Source organism: Streptomyces sp. CA-106110 (assembly GCF_050936285.1).
Classification (GTDB): domain Bacteria; phylum Actinomycetota; class Actinomycetes; order Streptomycetales; family Streptomycetaceae; genus Streptomyces.
This window is the reverse complement of sequence record NZ_JBNJNB010000001.1, coordinates 9,193,576-9,208,685: the sequence shown is the minus strand read 5'-3', so window position 1 is coordinate 9,208,685 and position 15,110 is coordinate 9,193,576. Positions and strand designations below refer to the sequence as shown.

Annotated in this window: 15 protein-coding genes; 7 read left to right on the top strand and 8 right to left on the bottom strand. The window is 71.2% G+C overall.

The genetic code is table 11. From position 1 onward, the window contains the following. Window positions 1-535: 535 nt before the first annotated feature. From ACQEXA_RS42415 to ACQEXA_RS42395, 5 genes are all read right to left on the bottom strand, one after another. On the bottom strand, window positions 536-1,159 hold the full coding sequence (locus tag ACQEXA_RS42415; RefSeq protein WP_432925952.1) for a cytochrome b/b6 domain-containing protein: 624 nt from the start codon (window positions 1,157-1,159) through the stop codon (window positions 536-538). Continuing rightward, window positions 1,143-1,910, bottom strand: a complete 768-nt coding sequence (locus ACQEXA_RS42410) for a molybdopterin-dependent oxidoreductase (protein ID WP_432925954.1) — start codon at window positions 1,908-1,910, stop codon at window positions 1,143-1,145. Before ACQEXA_RS42410 ends, ACQEXA_RS42415 begins: the two co-directional genes overlap by 17 nt. A 105-nt stretch (window positions 1,911-2,015) precedes the next feature. Then, complete coding sequence (locus tag ACQEXA_RS42405; RefSeq protein WP_432925956.1) at window positions 2,016-3,563, bottom strand: APC family permease; 1,548 nt, start codon at window positions 3,561-3,563, stop codon at window positions 2,016-2,018. Between the two features lie 88 nt (window positions 3,564-3,651). Further along, window positions 3,652-4,611, bottom strand: a complete 960-nt coding sequence (locus ACQEXA_RS42400; RefSeq protein ID WP_432925957.1) for a hypothetical protein — start codon at window positions 4,609-4,611, stop codon at window positions 3,652-3,654. A gap of 252 nt (window positions 4,612-4,863) precedes the next feature. After that, window positions 4,864-6,519, bottom strand: coding sequence for an FAD-binding dehydrogenase (locus tag ACQEXA_RS42395; RefSeq protein WP_432925959.1), 1,656 nt, complete (start codon window positions 6,517-6,519; stop codon window positions 4,864-4,866). 241 nt (window positions 6,520-6,760) lie between these two features. On the opposite strand from ACQEXA_RS42395, the gene ACQEXA_RS42390 reads away from it, so the two are divergent. The 7 genes from ACQEXA_RS42390 to ACQEXA_RS42360 all read left to right on the top strand — a co-directional run bounded on the left by ACQEXA_RS42390 (window position 6,761) and on the right by ACQEXA_RS42360 (window position 11,946). Then, window positions 6,761-7,654, top strand: coding sequence for a DMT family transporter (locus ACQEXA_RS42390; RefSeq protein ID WP_359391736.1), 894 nt, complete (start codon window positions 6,761-6,763; stop codon window positions 7,652-7,654). Between the two features lie 72 nt (window positions 7,655-7,726). Then, window positions 7,727-8,245: an NUDIX hydrolase gene (locus ACQEXA_RS42385; RefSeq protein ID WP_432925962.1), complete on the top strand. Its 519-nt coding sequence runs from the start codon at window positions 7,727-7,729 to the stop codon at window positions 8,243-8,245. A 69-nt stretch (window positions 8,246-8,314) separates the two neighbouring features. After that, window positions 8,315-8,707: a YidH family protein gene (locus ACQEXA_RS42380; protein ID WP_359391734.1), complete on the top strand. Its 393-nt coding sequence runs from the start codon at window positions 8,315-8,317 to the stop codon at window positions 8,705-8,707. Then, window positions 8,704-9,027, top strand: a complete 324-nt coding sequence (locus ACQEXA_RS42375) for a DUF202 domain-containing protein (protein WP_359391733.1) — start codon at window positions 8,704-8,706, stop codon at window positions 9,025-9,027. The genes ACQEXA_RS42380 and ACQEXA_RS42375 overlap by 4 nt, the downstream gene beginning before the upstream one ends. Window positions 9,028-9,133: 106 nt before the next feature. Further along, window positions 9,134-9,433, top strand: coding sequence for a hypothetical protein (locus ACQEXA_RS42370; RefSeq protein ID WP_359391732.1), 300 nt, complete (start codon window positions 9,134-9,136; stop codon window positions 9,431-9,433). A gap of 269 nt (window positions 9,434-9,702) precedes the next feature. Then, on the top strand, window positions 9,703-10,725 hold the full coding sequence (locus tag ACQEXA_RS42365) for a phosphotransferase family protein (protein WP_432925964.1): 1,023 nt from the start codon (window positions 9,703-9,705) through the stop codon (window positions 10,723-10,725). Window positions 10,726-10,731: 6 nt separating this feature from the next. Next, complete coding sequence (locus ACQEXA_RS42360) at window positions 10,732-11,946, top strand: acyl-CoA dehydrogenase family protein (RefSeq protein WP_432925966.1); 1,215 nt, start codon at window positions 10,732-10,734, stop codon at window positions 11,944-11,946. Between the two features lie 56 nt (window positions 11,947-12,002). On the opposite strand, the gene ACQEXA_RS42355 is transcribed toward ACQEXA_RS42360, so the two are convergent. From ACQEXA_RS42355 to ACQEXA_RS42345, 3 genes are read right to left on the bottom strand one after another with little or no spacing between them, the layout of a single operon-like run. Then, complete coding sequence (locus ACQEXA_RS42355) at window positions 12,003-12,596, bottom strand: TetR/AcrR family transcriptional regulator (RefSeq protein WP_359391729.1); 594 nt, start codon at window positions 12,594-12,596, stop codon at window positions 12,003-12,005. A gap of 26 nt (window positions 12,597-12,622) precedes the next feature. Then, window positions 12,623-14,281, bottom strand: a complete 1,659-nt coding sequence (locus ACQEXA_RS42350) for a class I adenylate-forming enzyme family protein (protein ID WP_432925968.1) — start codon at window positions 14,279-14,281, stop codon at window positions 12,623-12,625. Further along, window positions 14,278-15,042 carry an SDR family oxidoreductase gene (locus tag ACQEXA_RS42345; protein WP_432925970.1) on the bottom strand — a complete coding sequence of 255 codons (765 nt, stop codon included), beginning with the start codon at window positions 15,040-15,042 and terminating at the stop codon, window positions 14,278-14,280. The genes ACQEXA_RS42350 and ACQEXA_RS42345 overlap by 4 nt, the downstream gene beginning before the upstream one ends. Between the last annotated feature and the right edge of the window lie 68 nt (window positions 15,043-15,110).

Here is a 15,110-nt window from a genome sequence, read left to right as displayed (position 1 = left end):
TACATCGGGGTGTGCCGGGCGACGGACGGCCGGGCACACCCCCACGCAGAAAGAGGCGTGAGCCAAGGCTCGCTCACCGCACGCACCTCGGCCAGGCGGTCGGGGCCAAAGGGAGCATCCCTGGTTCCTCTTACAGCCGGGATCACCGCCACGATGCCCTGGAGTGGGCACACACCCTCTGGACGCCGGAGTACGGCGGCCCCGGCGGTCCGTGTGGACCACGTCGACCAGCGGTTTTGTTCACCACTGATCCAATAGTCAGCCCGCCAACTGGACGGCCCTGGCCTGGAAGCCGAGGCGCTTCAGCCAGGCGCCCGCATGTCGATCGATGCGAGTTGAGATCCGGTTCGAGGGGTGTGCCGACGCAAGTCGGCCTGGGCGTCTCCCGCTCAGACACTGGTGAGCTCGATGAACACGCAGACGTGCCGATCAAGAACCAGGTCGGCAGGTCCATACCCGTGACGCGGACGGCGCACGGCCCGACGTCGAGGCCCGGTCGGCGGGCACGGTCAGGACGCCGCCCGTCTCGCGGCGGCTATGGCCGCCACAGCGGATGTTCCTCTTCCGCCCACCGGCGGCTGACCCGTCCCGTCCGCAGGCCCCGGCGTGCCTCCGAGTCGCCGAGGGCCATGCCGATGTGGCCGGCCAGGACCACGCCGATGGTCAGCGCGAGCCAGTCGTGGACGAAGGTCGCCGAGGTGCGCCACACCAGCGGGGCGAGGTGGGTGAACCACATCAGCAGTCCCGTGCCGAGCATCACCAACGTGGCGCCCGCGATCCAGGCGGCGTACGTCTTCTGCCCGGCGTTGAACTTGCCCGCGGGCCGGAAGGCTCGGCGGTGGTCACGGCGCAGGGCCGCGCGCAGCCAGACCCGGTCGTGCGGCCCCCAGCGGTTGAGGTGGCCGAGGTCCGCGCGGAAGGCCCGGGAGGCGAGGCCCGCCAGCACCGGGACCGGGAGCAGAAGTCCCGCCCACTCGTGGATCCTCACCACGAGTTCACGGCGGCCCACCAGCTCCGCGAACGTCGGGATGTACAGGCAGGCGGCCGTCGCCACGCACAGGCCCATCAGCACGGCCGTGCCGCGGTGCACCCACTTCTCGCCCCGGCTGAAGCGACGCACATGCGTGGACCGGGTCGGGGCCTCAACTGGTGGGCGCATCGTCCCGCCCGTTCGACTTGCCGACCCATGCGTCCACGTCGTACCCGCGCTCCTCCCAGTACCCAGGGCGTACGCCTTGGGTGACGGTGATGCCGGAGAGCCACTTCGCCGACTTGTAGAAGTACATGGGCGCGACATAGAGGCGGACCGGGCCGCCATGGTCGTAGCTCACCGGTTTGTCCTGCATCTTGAGGGCGACGAGCACGTCGCTGCGGCGCGCCTGGTCGAGGGTGAGGCTCTCGGTGTAGGCCCCGTCGAAACAGGTGAAGCGGACCGCGCCGGCCGAGGAGCGCACGCCCGCGGCATCCAGCAGCGTGGCGAGCCGTACCCCCTCGAACGGCGTCTTCGGCACCCGCCACCCGGTGACGCACTGGACGTCGTGCACGAGCCGGGTCTGCGGCAGCGCGCGCAGGTCGGCCAGCGAGTACAACTTCGGGTGGTCCACCAGGCCGTTCACGGTGAGGCGGTAGTCCTTCTCGCCCAGGTGCGGAACGGACGCCGTCACCGAGTAGTAGCGGAAGCCGCCGCCGTTGGGCAGCAGCCCGGTCAGGCCCGTCGGGTCCTTGCCGGAGACACTGCCCAGGAAGCCCTCCAGGCCGCGCTGGAGCGTGGGCGCGGCGACGACGCCGAGAGCGCCGAGTCCGAGGGTGCCCAGCAGGACCCGGCGGCCGATCGGGGTGCCGGTGGCCTCCGGCGTCTCGCGGTCGGCGGGCTGCGGTGCGTCCCGCTCCTCGGGTCGTTCAGGGTTCACACCACGATTCGAGCACCCGACACCCCTTCGAGGCCAGGGGTGCCGGATGCTCGTCAGAATTCCGTAACCACTTCTCACCCGGTTCTCAGGAAGTGGATCAAGGGGTCACGACGCCGATTCGGCCACCTTCTCCAGTTGGAACGCCTCGTTGCCGAGGCCGATGCGGGCATGCGCCTGGGGATTGCGGGAGCGCATCAGCAGCCCCTGGACCAGGCCGAGCAGCAGGGCCACACCGATGATCGCCGGGAGCAGCCAGGCGAGCGCGGAGTCCGGGCCGGTGCCGACGAGGACGTCGAAGTCCTTGACGGTGTAGCCGACGATCACCAGCAGCGCGAGACCGGCCACCGCGGAGCTGACGAGCCGCCAGGCCTGCGCACGGGCGGAGCCGCGGCGGGCGAAGAAGACGATCACCGAGACGGAGGCCCCCACCATCAGCAGGGTGACACCGAGCGCGCCGACGCTGCCGAACCAGGTGAACAGGTGCAGTACGGGCGCGGTCGGGTCGCCGGTCGGCTTGTCGTCGGCCACGGCGAAGACGATCACGATCACCGCGGACACCGCGCTCTGCAGCAGCGAGCCCGTGCCGGGGGCGCCGTTGGTACCCGTCGTACGGCCGAAGGCGGCGGGCAGCAGTCCCTCACGGCCCATGGCGAAGGCGTAACGGGCGACGACGTTGTGGAAGCTGAGCAGCGCGGCGAACATGCCGGTCACGAACAGCACCTGCATCACGATGCTGACGGGGTGGCCGAGGATGGACTCGGTCAGCCAGAACAGCAGACCCGCGCTCTGCTTCTGCGCGGCCGGGACGATGGCGGAGGGCCCCGCGGCGATCGTCAGCGTCCAGGAACTGATGGCGAAGAAGACGGAGACGAAACCGATCGCCAGGAACATCACGCGCGGCACCAGGACGTGCGGGCGGCTGGTCTCCTCGGCGTAGACGGGCGCCTGTTCGAAGCCGGTGAAGGCGGCGATGCAGAAGCACAACGCGGTGCCGACGCCCGCCCCGGTGAGCGTGTCCGGGTTGAAGGCGTGCAGCGACAGACCCTCCTTGGCGGGGTTGCCCACCGCCGCGACATCGAAGATGACGACGAGCGTGACCTCGATCAGCAGCAGCACGCCGAGCAGGCGCGCGTTGACGTCGATCTTCAGCCAGCCGAGCGCCCCGACGACGGCCACGGCCACCAGCGCCGGTATCCACCAGGCGACCTGGAGGTCCAGGTGGGTGGCGCACAGGCTGGAGACCTCGAAGCCGAAGATGCCGTAGATCCCGAACTGCAGCGCGCTGTACGCGACGAGGGCGACCACGGCCGCGCCCGCTCCCGCCGTGCCGCCGAGGCCGCGGGAGATGTACGCGTAGAACGCGCCCGCGTTGTGGACGTGACGGCTCATCTCCGCGTACCCGACGGAGAACAGGGCCAGTACGCACCCGAGGATGACGAAGAGCAGCGGCTGGCCGACGATGCCCATCACCGCGAATGCAGTGGGCATGACACCCGCGACCACCATGAGCGGGGCGGTCGCGGCGAGCACGGACAGCAGCAGTCCGGCCGTGCCCAGGCGGTTGGCGCGGAGCGCGCGCTCCTGTCCTTTGAAGGTGCTGATGGCGCCGCCGTCGGCGGCGGGTCTGCTCGTGCTCGAACTGCCGGTCGTCATCGCGCGGTTGTCCTTTCGGGACGGGTGAACGGGGACTGTGCGGACGGGGCTTTCTGGACGAGGTCTTCCGGATCTTTGCGGCGAGCCGTCACGTCGTACCTAGAGCCCTTTCGCGCGCGGCGCGGAAGGCCTCGTACGGGTCGCGGTCCGGGTACGACCACGGCGCCGGGGTCACATGCGGTCCGATGCGCAGGAACAGGGCGGCGGCCTCGGCGTCCCGGCCCTCGCAGTGCTTGGCGTGGGCCAGGAAGTTGAGGTCGACATGACGGCGAGGATGATCGTCGCGCTCCCATTCCAGCCACCAGTCGAACGCGGCCTTCATCACCTGGCGGGCCCGTCGGCCGACCCAGTGCCCGGAGGCGACGGGGTCGGGGGACTCGGTTCCGGCGGTGGCCAGCACGCGGTAGCGCTCGGCGTGCGCGACGACGGGGAGGATGGCGAGCGGTGAGTCGGCGGGCGCCTGCTCGGCGGCCCAGTTGGCGAAGTCGTAGACCTCGTGCAGCGGGTCCTGGCCGGCGTGGGCGCGGCGCTCGGCGAGCCTGGCGATCACCAGGTGGTGCGCATGGTGATGGTCCGGGTAGCGGGCGCGGACCTCGTCGAACAACCGGACCACGTCCTCCTCGGTGCCGAGCGAACGCTCCAGGATCAGCAGGCCGAGCCAGGGCGTCGGGTCCTCGGGGGCCTGCGCGGCCGCCGTCCGGCAGGCCTCGCGGGCCGCCTCCGGGCGCTCCTTGCCCTGCAGAGCGCGGTGGACGATGGCATGGGCGACGAGGACGGAGGCGCAGGGGGAGTCCGGTTCGGCGAGCAGCCAGTCCTGCGCCCAGACGAGGGCGGCGGTCTCCTGCGCGAGAACGGTGACCCGGTGCCCTCGGCGGTCCCAGTCGTCGGCGTCGGACGCGAGCAGGGACCGGACGGCGGTCCATCGCCCCCGGGAGAGGGAGGCTCGTGCGGCAACGAGTTCGGCGTCGTCCAGCGCGGCGTCGAAGCCCTGGGCAGCACGCTTGCGGCCGCGGCCGAAGGACGGCGGGGGTGGGGGTGGGGGTGGCACCGCGGGGCTTCCTTACAGAACGCGGCTCGTCAAGTTTTGGTCACGCACAGCAAACCCCGCACCAACGGTTGGAGTCAAGGGCGGACGAGCACCACGACACGTGTCAACTGCCTTTGACTCCATGCTGGTTGAGCCTGGGACAGTCTTGCACGGCCGGCCCTCCTCGGCCGCCCGCCGAACCGGCCGGCAGGCGGCGTCGCGCGTGCCGCCGCCCTTGGGAGTTCGCCGGACCGGACCTGCCCGCGCGGCCGGCTATCCGACCGCCTTCGCCGCCGCCCGCCCCGCGGCACGGCCCGAGAACAGGCAACCCCCGAGGAAAGTGCCCTCCAGCGAGCGGTAGCCGTGCACACCCCCGCCGCCGAAGCCCGCCGCCTCCCCGGCCGCGTACACCCCCGCGAGCGGGTCGCCGCCCTCGGACAGCACCCGCGAAGACAGGTCGGTCTCCAGACCGCCGAGCGACTTGCGGGTGAGGATGTTCAGGCGCACCGCAATCAGCGGGCCCGCCTTGGGGTCGAGGATGCGGTGCGGGGCGGCAGTCCGGATCAGCCGGTCCCCGAGGTAGCGACGGGCACCGCGTATCGCCGTCACCTGGAGGTCCTTGGTGAAGGGGTTCGGGATCTCCCGGTCGCGCGCGACGATCTCGCGGCGCAGGTCGGCCTCGTCGATCAGCGGTTCCTTGGTGAGCGTGTTCATGCCGCGCACCAGCGCGCCCAGGTCCTTCTCGACGACGAAGTCGACTCCGTTGTCCATGAACGCCTTGACCGGTCCCGGCACGTCCGCGCGGGCCCGCCCGATCACGTCCCTGACCGACTTGCCGGTGAGGTCCGGGTTCTGCTCGGAGCCGGAGAGCGCGAACTCCTTGCCGATGATCCTCTGGTCGAGCACGAACCACGTGTAGTCGTACCCGGTCCTCATGATGTGCTCGAGCGTGCCGAGGGTGTCGAAGCCGGGGAAGAGCGGCACGGGCAGCCGCCGGCCACGGGCGTCCAGCCACAGGGAGGAGGGGCCCGGCAGGATGCGGATGCCGTGGTTGTCCCAGATGGGGTCCCAGTTGTGCAGGCCCTCGGTGTAGTGCCACATGCGGTCGCCGTTGATCAGCCGGGCTCCCGCGCCCTCGGCGATGGCCAGCATCCTGCCGTCGACGTGCGCCGGTACACCGGAGACCATCCGCTCGGGCGGGGTGCCGAGACGTTCCGGCCAGTTGGCCCGCACCAGTTCGTGGTTGCCGCCGATACCGCCGCTGGTGACGATCACCGCCTGCGCCCTGAACTCGAAGGCGCCGGCGACCACACGGCTGCTGGCCTTGCCCCGCTGCACGTCCGACGGCTCCAGGACCTCACCGGTGACGGTGTCGACGTCGCCCGCGCTGCGCGAGAGACCCGTGACGCGATGACGGAACTTCAGCTGGACGAGACCACGCGCCACCCCGGCCTGCACCCGCCGCACGAACGGGGCGATCACTCCCGGGCCGGTGCCCCAGGTGATGTGGAATCGGGGCACGGAGTTGCCGTGCCCGGTGGCGTCGTAGCCGCCGCGCTCGGCCCAGCCGACGACCGGGAAGAAGCGCATGCCCTGCCGGTGCAGCCAGGCGCGCTTCTCACCGGCCGCGAAGTCGACGTAGGCCTCGGCCCACTGGCGCGGCCAGTGGTCCTCGGGGCGGTCGAAGGCCGCCGTGCCCATCCAGTCCTGGAGGGCGAGGCCATGGCTGTCCTTGATCCGCAGCCGGCGCTGCTCCGGAGAGTCGACGAAGAAGAGGCCGCCGAAGGACCAGAACGCCTGGCCGCCCATCGACTGCTCCGGCTCCTGGTCGAGGAGGATCACCTTCCGGCCGGCGTCGACCAGTTCCGCGGTCGCCGTGAGCCCGGCGAGGCCTGCCCCGATCACGATGACATCAGCGTCGTAGGCCATGCGCCCGTCCTCTCACGGTGACTACCGGTCGGCCCGCCTTGTTACCGACCGGTCAGATCCTTGGGCAGAAGAGTGACCGAGTCAACCGCCTGTCAGCGGGTATTCGATACCGCCGGGAGACTTCCGTTCGGCGGGGCGAGGCCCTGCGGGGAAGCGTTCAAGGGCGGGCGGGCCACAGCGGCTGGCGCTACAGTCGGCGTGATACGCATCCCGTGACTCCGCTGAATCATCGAGGTACAGCGTGTCAGTACTGGTTCTGGCTCTCGCCGTGAGCGCGGCCTTCTGCCTGGGCACCGGGTTCGTGCTGCAGCAGAACGCCGCCCAGCAGGCGCCGCTGAGCGACTTCCTCTCCCCGCGGCTGCTGCTGGACCTGGTCAAGATGCCGCGCTGGCTCGGCGGCCTCGGCCTGATGGTCGCCGGCATGATCCTCAGTGCCATCGCGCTGGCCCACGGGGAGATCTCCCTGGTCGAGCCGCTGGTCGCCACGAACCTGCTGTTCGCGCTGGCCGAGTCCCGCCGGCAGACCAAACAGCCCCTGGGCCGCCAGGGGTGGGGCGGCCTCCTCCTGCTCGCCGGAGGCGTCAGCGCGTTCATCGTGGCGGGTCAGCCCAAAGGGGGCAACGCGGTCACCGATCCCGTACGGCACTGGCTGATCATCGGCGTGGTGGTCGGCCTCGCGTTGCTGCTGACGACGTATGCCAAGAAGTCCCGGCTGATCATCGGCCCGGTACTGCTGGGGCTCGCCGCGGGGCTGCTGTACGGGGTGCAGGACGCGCTCACCCGGGTCAGCGGGCAGCGGCTGACGGCGGGCGGCTGGACGGAGTTCATCACGGGCTGGCAGCCGTACGGCGTGCTGGTCCTCGGGGTGACGGGGCTGATCCTGGTGCAGAGCGCCTTCGAGACGGCACCGCTGCGGATGTCCCTGCCCGCGCTGACCGCGGCCCAGCCGCTGGCCGGGATCCTCTGCGGGGTCGGATTCCTCGGCGACCAGCTGCGCACTGACACCGGCGCGCTGGCCTGGCAGGCCGCCGGGCTGGCGGCGATCGTCTTCGGCATCGTGCTCCTCGGGCTTCACCCGGCCATGCCACGGGGGCTGGGCGAGCCGGAGCGGGAGAGGGATCTGCAGCCGCGGTGACGGACCGCGGGACGCTGGCGCGCCTCCGGGGCCACCGATGGCCCAAGGGGCCCGCACTGCTTGGATGGTTCCATGAGTGCCGCTGACGAACTCCTCGACATCGTGGACGAGAACGACAGGGTCATCGGGCAGTCGGCTCGCGGTGAGGCGTACGCGCGGGGGCTGCGCCACCGGTGCGTCTTCATCCAGGCGCGGGACGCCGAGGGCCGGGTCTTCGTCCACCGCCGCACCCCCACCAAGCTGGTCTTCCCCTCTCTGTACGACATGTTCGTCGGCGGCGTGGTCGGTGCGGGCGAGACGTACGACGACGCCGCCCTGCGCGAGGCCGAGGAGGAACTCGGTGTCAGCGGGCTGCCCCGGCCCGAGCCGCTGTTCAAGTTCCTCTACGACGACGGCGCCGGGCAGAGCTGGTGGTCGTCCGTCTACCGGGTCCGCTGCGACCTGCCCGTCAGCCCCCAGGCCGAGGAGGTCGCCTGGCACGACTTCCTGCCGGAGGAGGAGGTGGAACGCCGGCTGTCCGACTGGGCCTGGGTCCCGGACGGACTCGCCGCCTACGAACGGCTCAAGGCCCACCTCCGCTCCACCGGCTGACCGCCTGTCTCCACCCTCTCCAGGAGCCCGGCCCCGGTCTCTGCCCCGGGGTCCGGTAGGGTCCTGCACGTGATCGAATTCGTACGGAACGTCCGGCTGTGGTTCGCGCCCCAGGACATCCGGGAGGAAGGCCGTACGCCCGACTATCGCTTCTCGCTGGCCAACGAGCGGACCTTTCTGGCCTGGCTGCGTACCGCGCTGGCGCTGATCGGCGGCGGCTTCGCCGTGGACCAGTTCCTGCCGGACCTGCGCTGGGCCTGGCGCGTCGGGCTCGCCCTCGGGCTGCTCGCCGCCGGGGTCCTGTGCTCGCTGCGCGCCATCAACCACTGGGTGCGCTGCGAACGGGCGATGCGGCGGGGCGACGACCTGCCCGCTTCCCGGTTCCCGGCCCTGCTGAGCATCGTCGTCGCCGTGGTGGCCATCGCCATGGTCGTGGTCGTGATCACCGGCTGGGAAGGATGAGCGCCCCGGCCTCCGGGCGCGACCCGGGGCTCCAGCCGGAGCGCACCCGGCTCGCCTGGCGGCGTACGACCCTGTCGGGCACCGTCGCCGCGGTGCTCGCCGCGAAGTCGGCGCTGCACAGCGGCACGGCGGCCGGCTTGGGTATCGCCTCCGTGTGCTGCCTGCTCTGGCTCGCCTTCCTGGCCCTCGCCCATGGGCGTATCCGGGCCCTCGCCATGGCGGAACCCGGCCGGCCGCCTCGCCTCACCCCCCGCTACGCCGCCGCCGCGGCCCTGTGCACGATCGCCCTTGCCGTGTGCGCCGTGGCGCTGGTGTTCTGAACACGGTCGGGGCATCCGGACGGCGCGCATCCCGGATGACGGCGAAAGAGGCGTTTTGTCTCGTTAGCCTGAACCGTCACTGCACGCGCCTTCGAAGGTGAGCGCCATGAGCACCGTCCACCGGGAACACACCGCGCACGACCACAGCCACGGCCCGGCCTGCGGCCACGACGCGGTACCCCACGGGGACCACGTCGACTACGCGCACGACGGCCATCTGCACCGCGAGCACGAAGACCACTGGGACGAGTGCGAGGCCGGCGGCCATGTCAGCCATGAGGGAGGCCACGAGCACCGGCACGGCGAGGGGTGCGGCCACCGCCAGGTCCAGCACGGCGACCATATCGACTATCTGCACGACGGCCATCGCCACGCCGCGCACGAAGACCACTGGGACGACCACTGACGCACGCGGCATCGGCCGCGGACGGGCCGGGCGACGACCACTGACGCACGCGGCGCCGACCGCACCCGAAACTCCTGACGCCGGACGCGCACCGCGCGCGACAGCCGGCCCCGTATGAGCGCACGGCGGTGCCATGCCGCCGTGACAGCTCCGGCCGTCGGCGCCACCATGACACCGTGGCGCCGATCACGTTCGCTCCGCGCTCTGGACTGCATACCGACCGGTCGGCATCATGATGCAGGTCCTGTCACCGCGCTGGAGGAGCAACGATGAGCCCAGACCACCCGCCAGGTCTCGATCTCGACCGGCTGCGCGGCCTGCTCGACACCGAGCGGCCCGGCCTGGTCACCGGACCCCTGACCGGACGGCTGATCGAGGGCGGGCGGTCGAACCTCACCTACGCGGTCTCGGACGGGGCATCCGACTGGGTCGTACGGCGCCCCCCGCTCGGGCATGTGCTCGCCACCGCACATGACATGAAGCGCGAGCACCGGGTGATCAGCGCGCTGCATCCGACATCCGTCCCGGTCCCGCGTCCGGTACTGCTGTGCGAGGACGACTCCGTCCTCGGGGCCCCCTTCTACGTGATGGACTTCGTCCAGGGCACGCCGTACCGCACCGCCGAACAGCTGGCCTCGCTCGGCCCGCAGCGTACGCGGGACGCGGTCCTCGGCCTGGTGGACACCCTGGTCGAGCTGCACGCGGTGGACCCGGCCGCAGTGGGCCTCGACGACTTCGGCCGCCCCGAGGGATTCCTGGACCGCCAGCTGCGCCGCTGGGGCAAGCAACTGGACGCCTCCCGCAACCGCGATCTGCCCGGCATAGACGAGCTGCACTCCGCACTGGGCCGGGCACTGCCCGTCTCGCCCGCTCCGACCGTGATCCACGGCGACTACCGCCTGGACAACGTGCTGCTGGGCGACGACGACCGCATAACCGCCGTCCTCGACTGGGAGATGTCCACCCTCGGCGACCCGCTCACCGACGTGGGCCTGCTGGTGATGTACAGCGTGCCCCTCGGCACGCCCGACTCCCCCGTCTCCACCACCGCCCAGGCACCCGGGCACCCGGATCCGGCGGAGCTGATCGAGCGGTACGCCGCCCGCTCGGGCCGTGACCTCGCCGCCGTCTCCTGGTACACGGCGTTCGCCTGGTTCAAGCTCGCGGTGATCCTCGAGGGCATCCACTACCGCTACACGCTCGGCCAGACGGTCGGACCGGGCTTCGACCGCATCGGCGGGCTGGTGCCCGTCTTCATCGAGCACGGCCTGACCACTCTTCAGGAGGGCTGATCCGCCATGGACTTCGCATTCGACGCGCGCACCGAAGAGCTGCGCGCCAAGCTGCTCGCTTTCATGGACGAGTACGTCTACCCGGCGGAAGCCGTCGCGGACGAGCAACGCGAGCGGCTCGCCTCGCCCTGGGACACCCCCGCGATCGTCGAGGAGCTGAAGGCCGAGGCCCGCAGGCAGGGCCTGTGGAACCTCTTCCTGCCGGACTCCGAGTACGGCGCCGGGCTCACCAACCTGCAGTACGCGCCGCTCGCCGAGATCACCGGCCGCTCCCCTCAGCTGGCGCCCACCGCGCTGAACTGCGCGGCACCAGACACGGGCAACATGGAGGTGCTGGCGCAGTTCGGTGACGACCAGCAGAAGAAGCAGTGGCTGGAGCCGCTGCTCGCCGGGGAGATCCGCTCGGCGTTCGCGATGACCGAGCCCGAGGTGGCCTCCTCGGACGCGACGAACATCACCACGCGCATCGAGCGCGACGGCGGTGACTACGTCATCACGGGCCGCAAGTGGTACATCTCCGGGGCGATGAACCCGGACTGCAAGATCTTCATCGTGATGGGCAAGACGGATCCGGACGGGTCCGACATCCGCCGTCAGCAGTCCATGGTGCTGGTCCCGCGTGACACGCCCGGCGTCCACGTCAAGCGCGCGATGCAGGTCTACGGCTACGAGGACCACTACCACGGCGGGCACGCCGAGGTGGTCTTCGACCACGTGCGCGTACCGGTGGCGAACCTGATCGGCGAGGAGGGCGGCGGCTTCGCCATCGCCCAGGCCCGGCTCGGTCCCGGCCGTATCCACCACTGCATGCGGCTGATCGGCATGGCGGAGCGGGCGATCGAGCTGATGTGCAGGCGGGCGGTGGAACGAACGGCGTTCGGCAAGGCACTGGCCCAGCAGGGCGTCGTGCACAACTGGATCGCCGATGCGCGCGTGGCGGTCGAACAGCTGCGGCTGCTGGTGCTGAAGACCGCGTGGATGATGGACACGGTCGGCAACAGGGGGGCTCACACCGAGATCCAGGCGATCAAGATCGCCACCCCGCGCACGGTCGTCGACATCATCGACAAGGCGGTCCAGCTGCACGGCGCGGGCGGCGTGAGCCAGGACTTCCCGCTGGCCGAGCTGTGGGCGGCCGCGCGGACCCTGCGGCTCGCGGACGGCCCGGACGAGGTGCACCAGCGGTCGTTGGCGCGACGTGAGCTGAAGAAGTACGTGTGACACAGGGGTGAGGGGCGGACGCACACGCGTCCGTCCCTCACCTGCGCACAGGTCGGTTACGGGCGAAGCGCCCGCAGCAGCAGATCCGCCAGATGGTCGGCGACCTGTTGGGGGCTGAGCGGGCCGTTGGGCCGGTACCACGTCGACAGGTGGTGCACCGAGCCGAAGTGGTAGTCCACGACCAGGTCGGCGGGCGTGGCGGTGGAGAACACGCCCTCCTTCTGGCCCTCCTCGATCAGGGCGCGGAACCGCTCGTGGTAGCGGCGCCGTTCGGCGCGGACCTGCTTGTTCTTCTCCGGGCTCAGATGGTGCATGGACCGGAAGAAGATCATCGCGTCGTCGAGGTTCTCGATCGTGGTGACGACGACGTCCGCGGCCGCGGCCCGCAGCCGCTTCTCCACCGGCTCGTCGGCGTCAGCGAAGGCGTCCAGACGCTCCTGCTGGACCCGCAGCACGCGCGCGTACACCTCGTGCAGCAGATCGTCCTTGGACCCGAAGTAGTGGTACAGCGCCCCCTTGGTGACGCCGGCCGCCTCGACGATCTCCTGCACGGACGTGCGGTCGTAGCCCTGGTCCGCGAAGAGCCGGGTGGCGGCGGCCAGCAGCCGCTGCGGGACGGGTGCGCCGTCCCCGTCCGTCGTTCTGGGCACTGCCGCCACCTGCCTTTCCGTCATGTCTACTGGGTCGCCTGCGGACGGGAACGCAGTTCCCGACGGAGGATCTTCCCACTCGCCGTCTTCGGCAGGTCGGGGAGGATCTCCACCTGACGCGGGTATTTGTAAGCCGCCAGTCTCTCCTTGCAGTAGGCCGCCAGCGCGTCCGGGTCCGCCACGGCGCCCGGACGCAGGCTGATGTACGCCTTCACGGTCTCCCCGCGGTATCCGTCCGGCACCCCGACGACGGCCGCCTCACGGACCGCGGGATGCGTGTACAGGACGTCCTCGACCTCGCGCGGCCACACCTTGAAGCCGGACGCGTTGATCATGTCCTTCTTCCGGTCGACGACATACAGCCAGCCCTGCTCGTCCATGAAGCCGATGTCGCCGGTGCGCAGCTCGCCGTCCGGGAAGGTCTCGGCGGTGGCCTCGGGACGCCGCCAGTAGCCGGGCACCACCTGCGGGCCCCGTACGACGATCTCACCCTGCCGGCCGAACGGCACCTCCTCGCCCTGGTCGTCGACGATGCGCACGACCGTGTCGGGGCCCGGCACGCCGACGGCCAGCGTCCCGGACTCCGGGTCCACCGGTGCCTCACGGCCGGGCGGCACGGCGGCGCAGGGGGCGGTGCACTCGGTGAGTCCGTAGCCGTTGCGGACGTACGGCCCGAAGCCGGCCCGGAACTTCTCCACCAGGGCGGGCGGCAGCGGGGCCCCGCCGGAGGAGATGACCCGGAAGGAGGAGAAGTGGCCGGGGGTGACGGACGGGTGGGCCGCCAGGGCCATGAAGGCGGTCGAGGGGCCCACGGTGTAGTGGGGCCGGTGCTCGGCGAACGCGTCCAGGACGACGCCTGGCTCGAAGCGGTAGGCGAGGACCAGCGTGCCCCGGCTGTTGAGGCACGCCACCAGTTCGCACACCATCCCGGTGATGTGGAACAGGGGTGCCAGCGCGAAGTAGACGGGCTGCTCGGGCAGGCCGAGACCTGTCCGCTGCCGCTCGGCGTTGTACATGATGTTGCCGTGCGTGTTGGTGGCGCCCTTGGGGGTGCCGCTGGTGCCGGAGGTGTAGCTGATCAGCGCGATGTCGGACGGGGCGGGGTCGCGGCCCTCGGGCGCCTTGTGGCCCTGCCGGGCGGCGGCGAGCAGGTCGTCGGCGTCGGCGGCCTGCTCGAGCCGCTCGAAGGTCAGCACCCGTGCGTCGCCGCGGGTCTGGAGGTCCAGCTCGCAGGCGGTGAGCACGATCCGTACGGGCGATCCGGCGGCCGTCTCGCGCAGATACGACTCCCAGGCGCGGTCGGAGCACACCAGGGCGGTCACCTCCGCGTCCTTCAGGACATGGGTGACCTCGCCCGACTTGTACATCGGGTTGACCGGCACGACGGTCAACCCCGCCTTCCAGGCGCCGAGCAGGGCGAGCACGAAGTGCGGGGAGTTCTGGAGCAGGATCGCGACGCGGTCGCCACGCTCCAGACCGCGGCCGGCCAGGTACCCGGCGACGGAGTCGGTCAGCGCGTCCAGTTCCGCGTAGCTCATCCGGCCGTCGAAGTAGGCGAGGGCCGTGCGGTCGGCGGGAGCCCCGCGCAGGGCGTGCACCAGGGAGTCGGCGGGGCTGACCGGGGAGCGCTGGGCGTCGTCGAGAAGCGCGAGCCAGGGCTTGGCGGCATACGGGGAAGCGCTCACTGGGCGGCCTCCCACTTCTGCTGGAGGTGGTTCATGCTGGTCAGCCAGCGGTCCGGCTCGGTGGCGCGTGCCTGGTAGTAGGCGGCGACCTCGGGGTGCGGCAGGATCAGGAACCGGTCCGCCTCGATGCCCTCGAGGAGCGCGTCGGCGACGTCCTCGGGGGCGATCGCGGTCGGTACGAGCACCAGTTCGCCGGCACTGCCGGAGGCGGTCAGCATGTCGGTGCGCACGCCCTGGGGACAGATCGCGTGGACCTTAAGGCCGCGGTGCCGGTACGTCAGCGACAGCCACTCGGCGAAGGCGTAGGCCCCGTGCTTGGTGACGCTGTACGGGGCGGCGCCGATCATGGTGAGCAGTCCGGCGGCCGAGACGGTGGAGACGAAGCGGCCCGCGCCGCGCTCCAGCCAGTCGGGCAGGAGGGCGCGGGCGGCGCGTACATGCGCCATGACGTTGACGTCCCAGGCCTGGGCCCACACCTCCTCGTCGGCGGCCTCGGTGCCGCCGGAGCCGAGGCCCGCGTTGGCGCAGTAGACGTCGACCGTGCCGCCGAGGGCTTCCCGCGCCTCGGCCACGATCGCGGAGGCGTCGCCCGGGACCGCGATGCCGCCGATCTCGTCGGCCACGGCCTTCGCCCGGCCGGCGTCCAGGTCGTTGACGACGACCCGGGCCCCCTCGGCGGCGAAGCGGCGGGCCAGCGCCGCACCGATGCCGCCTCCCGCTCCGGTGACGACGACTCCCGCATCCCGCACGGCTTCCACCATCGGCCTCCTTCGGCACGACGCGAATCGGCTCTGTCGCAGTCGGCTCTGCCTGCAGCCGGCTCTGCTGC

Bases quoted from the DNA above. Each gene is read 5' to 3' on its own strand.
- ACQEXA_RS42415 (WP_432925952.1), bottom strand. From the start codon at position 1,159: ATGCGCCCACCAGTTGAGGCCCCGACCCGGTCCACGCATGTGCGTCGC.
- ACQEXA_RS42405 (WP_432925956.1), bottom strand. From the start codon at position 3,563: ATGACGACCGGCAGTTCGAGCACGAGCAGACCCGCCGCCGACGGCGGC.
- ACQEXA_RS42395 (WP_432925959.1), bottom strand. From the start codon at position 6,519: ATGGCCTACGACGCTGATGTCATCGTGATCGGGGCAGGCCTCGCCGGG.
- ACQEXA_RS42385 (WP_432925962.1), top strand. From the start codon at position 7,727: ATGAGTGCCGCTGACGAACTCCTCGACATCGTGGACGAGAACGACAGG.
- ACQEXA_RS42375 (WP_359391733.1), top strand. From the start codon at position 8,704: ATGAGCGCCCCGGCCTCCGGGCGCGACCCGGGGCTCCAGCCGGAGCGC.
- ACQEXA_RS42370 (WP_359391732.1), top strand. From the start codon at position 9,134: ATGAGCACCGTCCACCGGGAACACACCGCGCACGACCACAGCCACGGC.
- ACQEXA_RS42365 (WP_432925964.1), top strand. From the start codon at position 9,703: ATGAGCCCAGACCACCCGCCAGGTCTCGATCTCGACCGGCTGCGCGGC.
- ACQEXA_RS42360 (WP_432925966.1), top strand. From the start codon at position 10,732: ATGGACTTCGCATTCGACGCGCGCACCGAAGAGCTGCGCGCCAAGCTG.
- ACQEXA_RS42345 (WP_432925970.1), bottom strand. From the start codon at position 15,042: ATGGTGGAAGCCGTGCGGGATGCGGGAGTCGTCGTCACCGGAGCGGGA.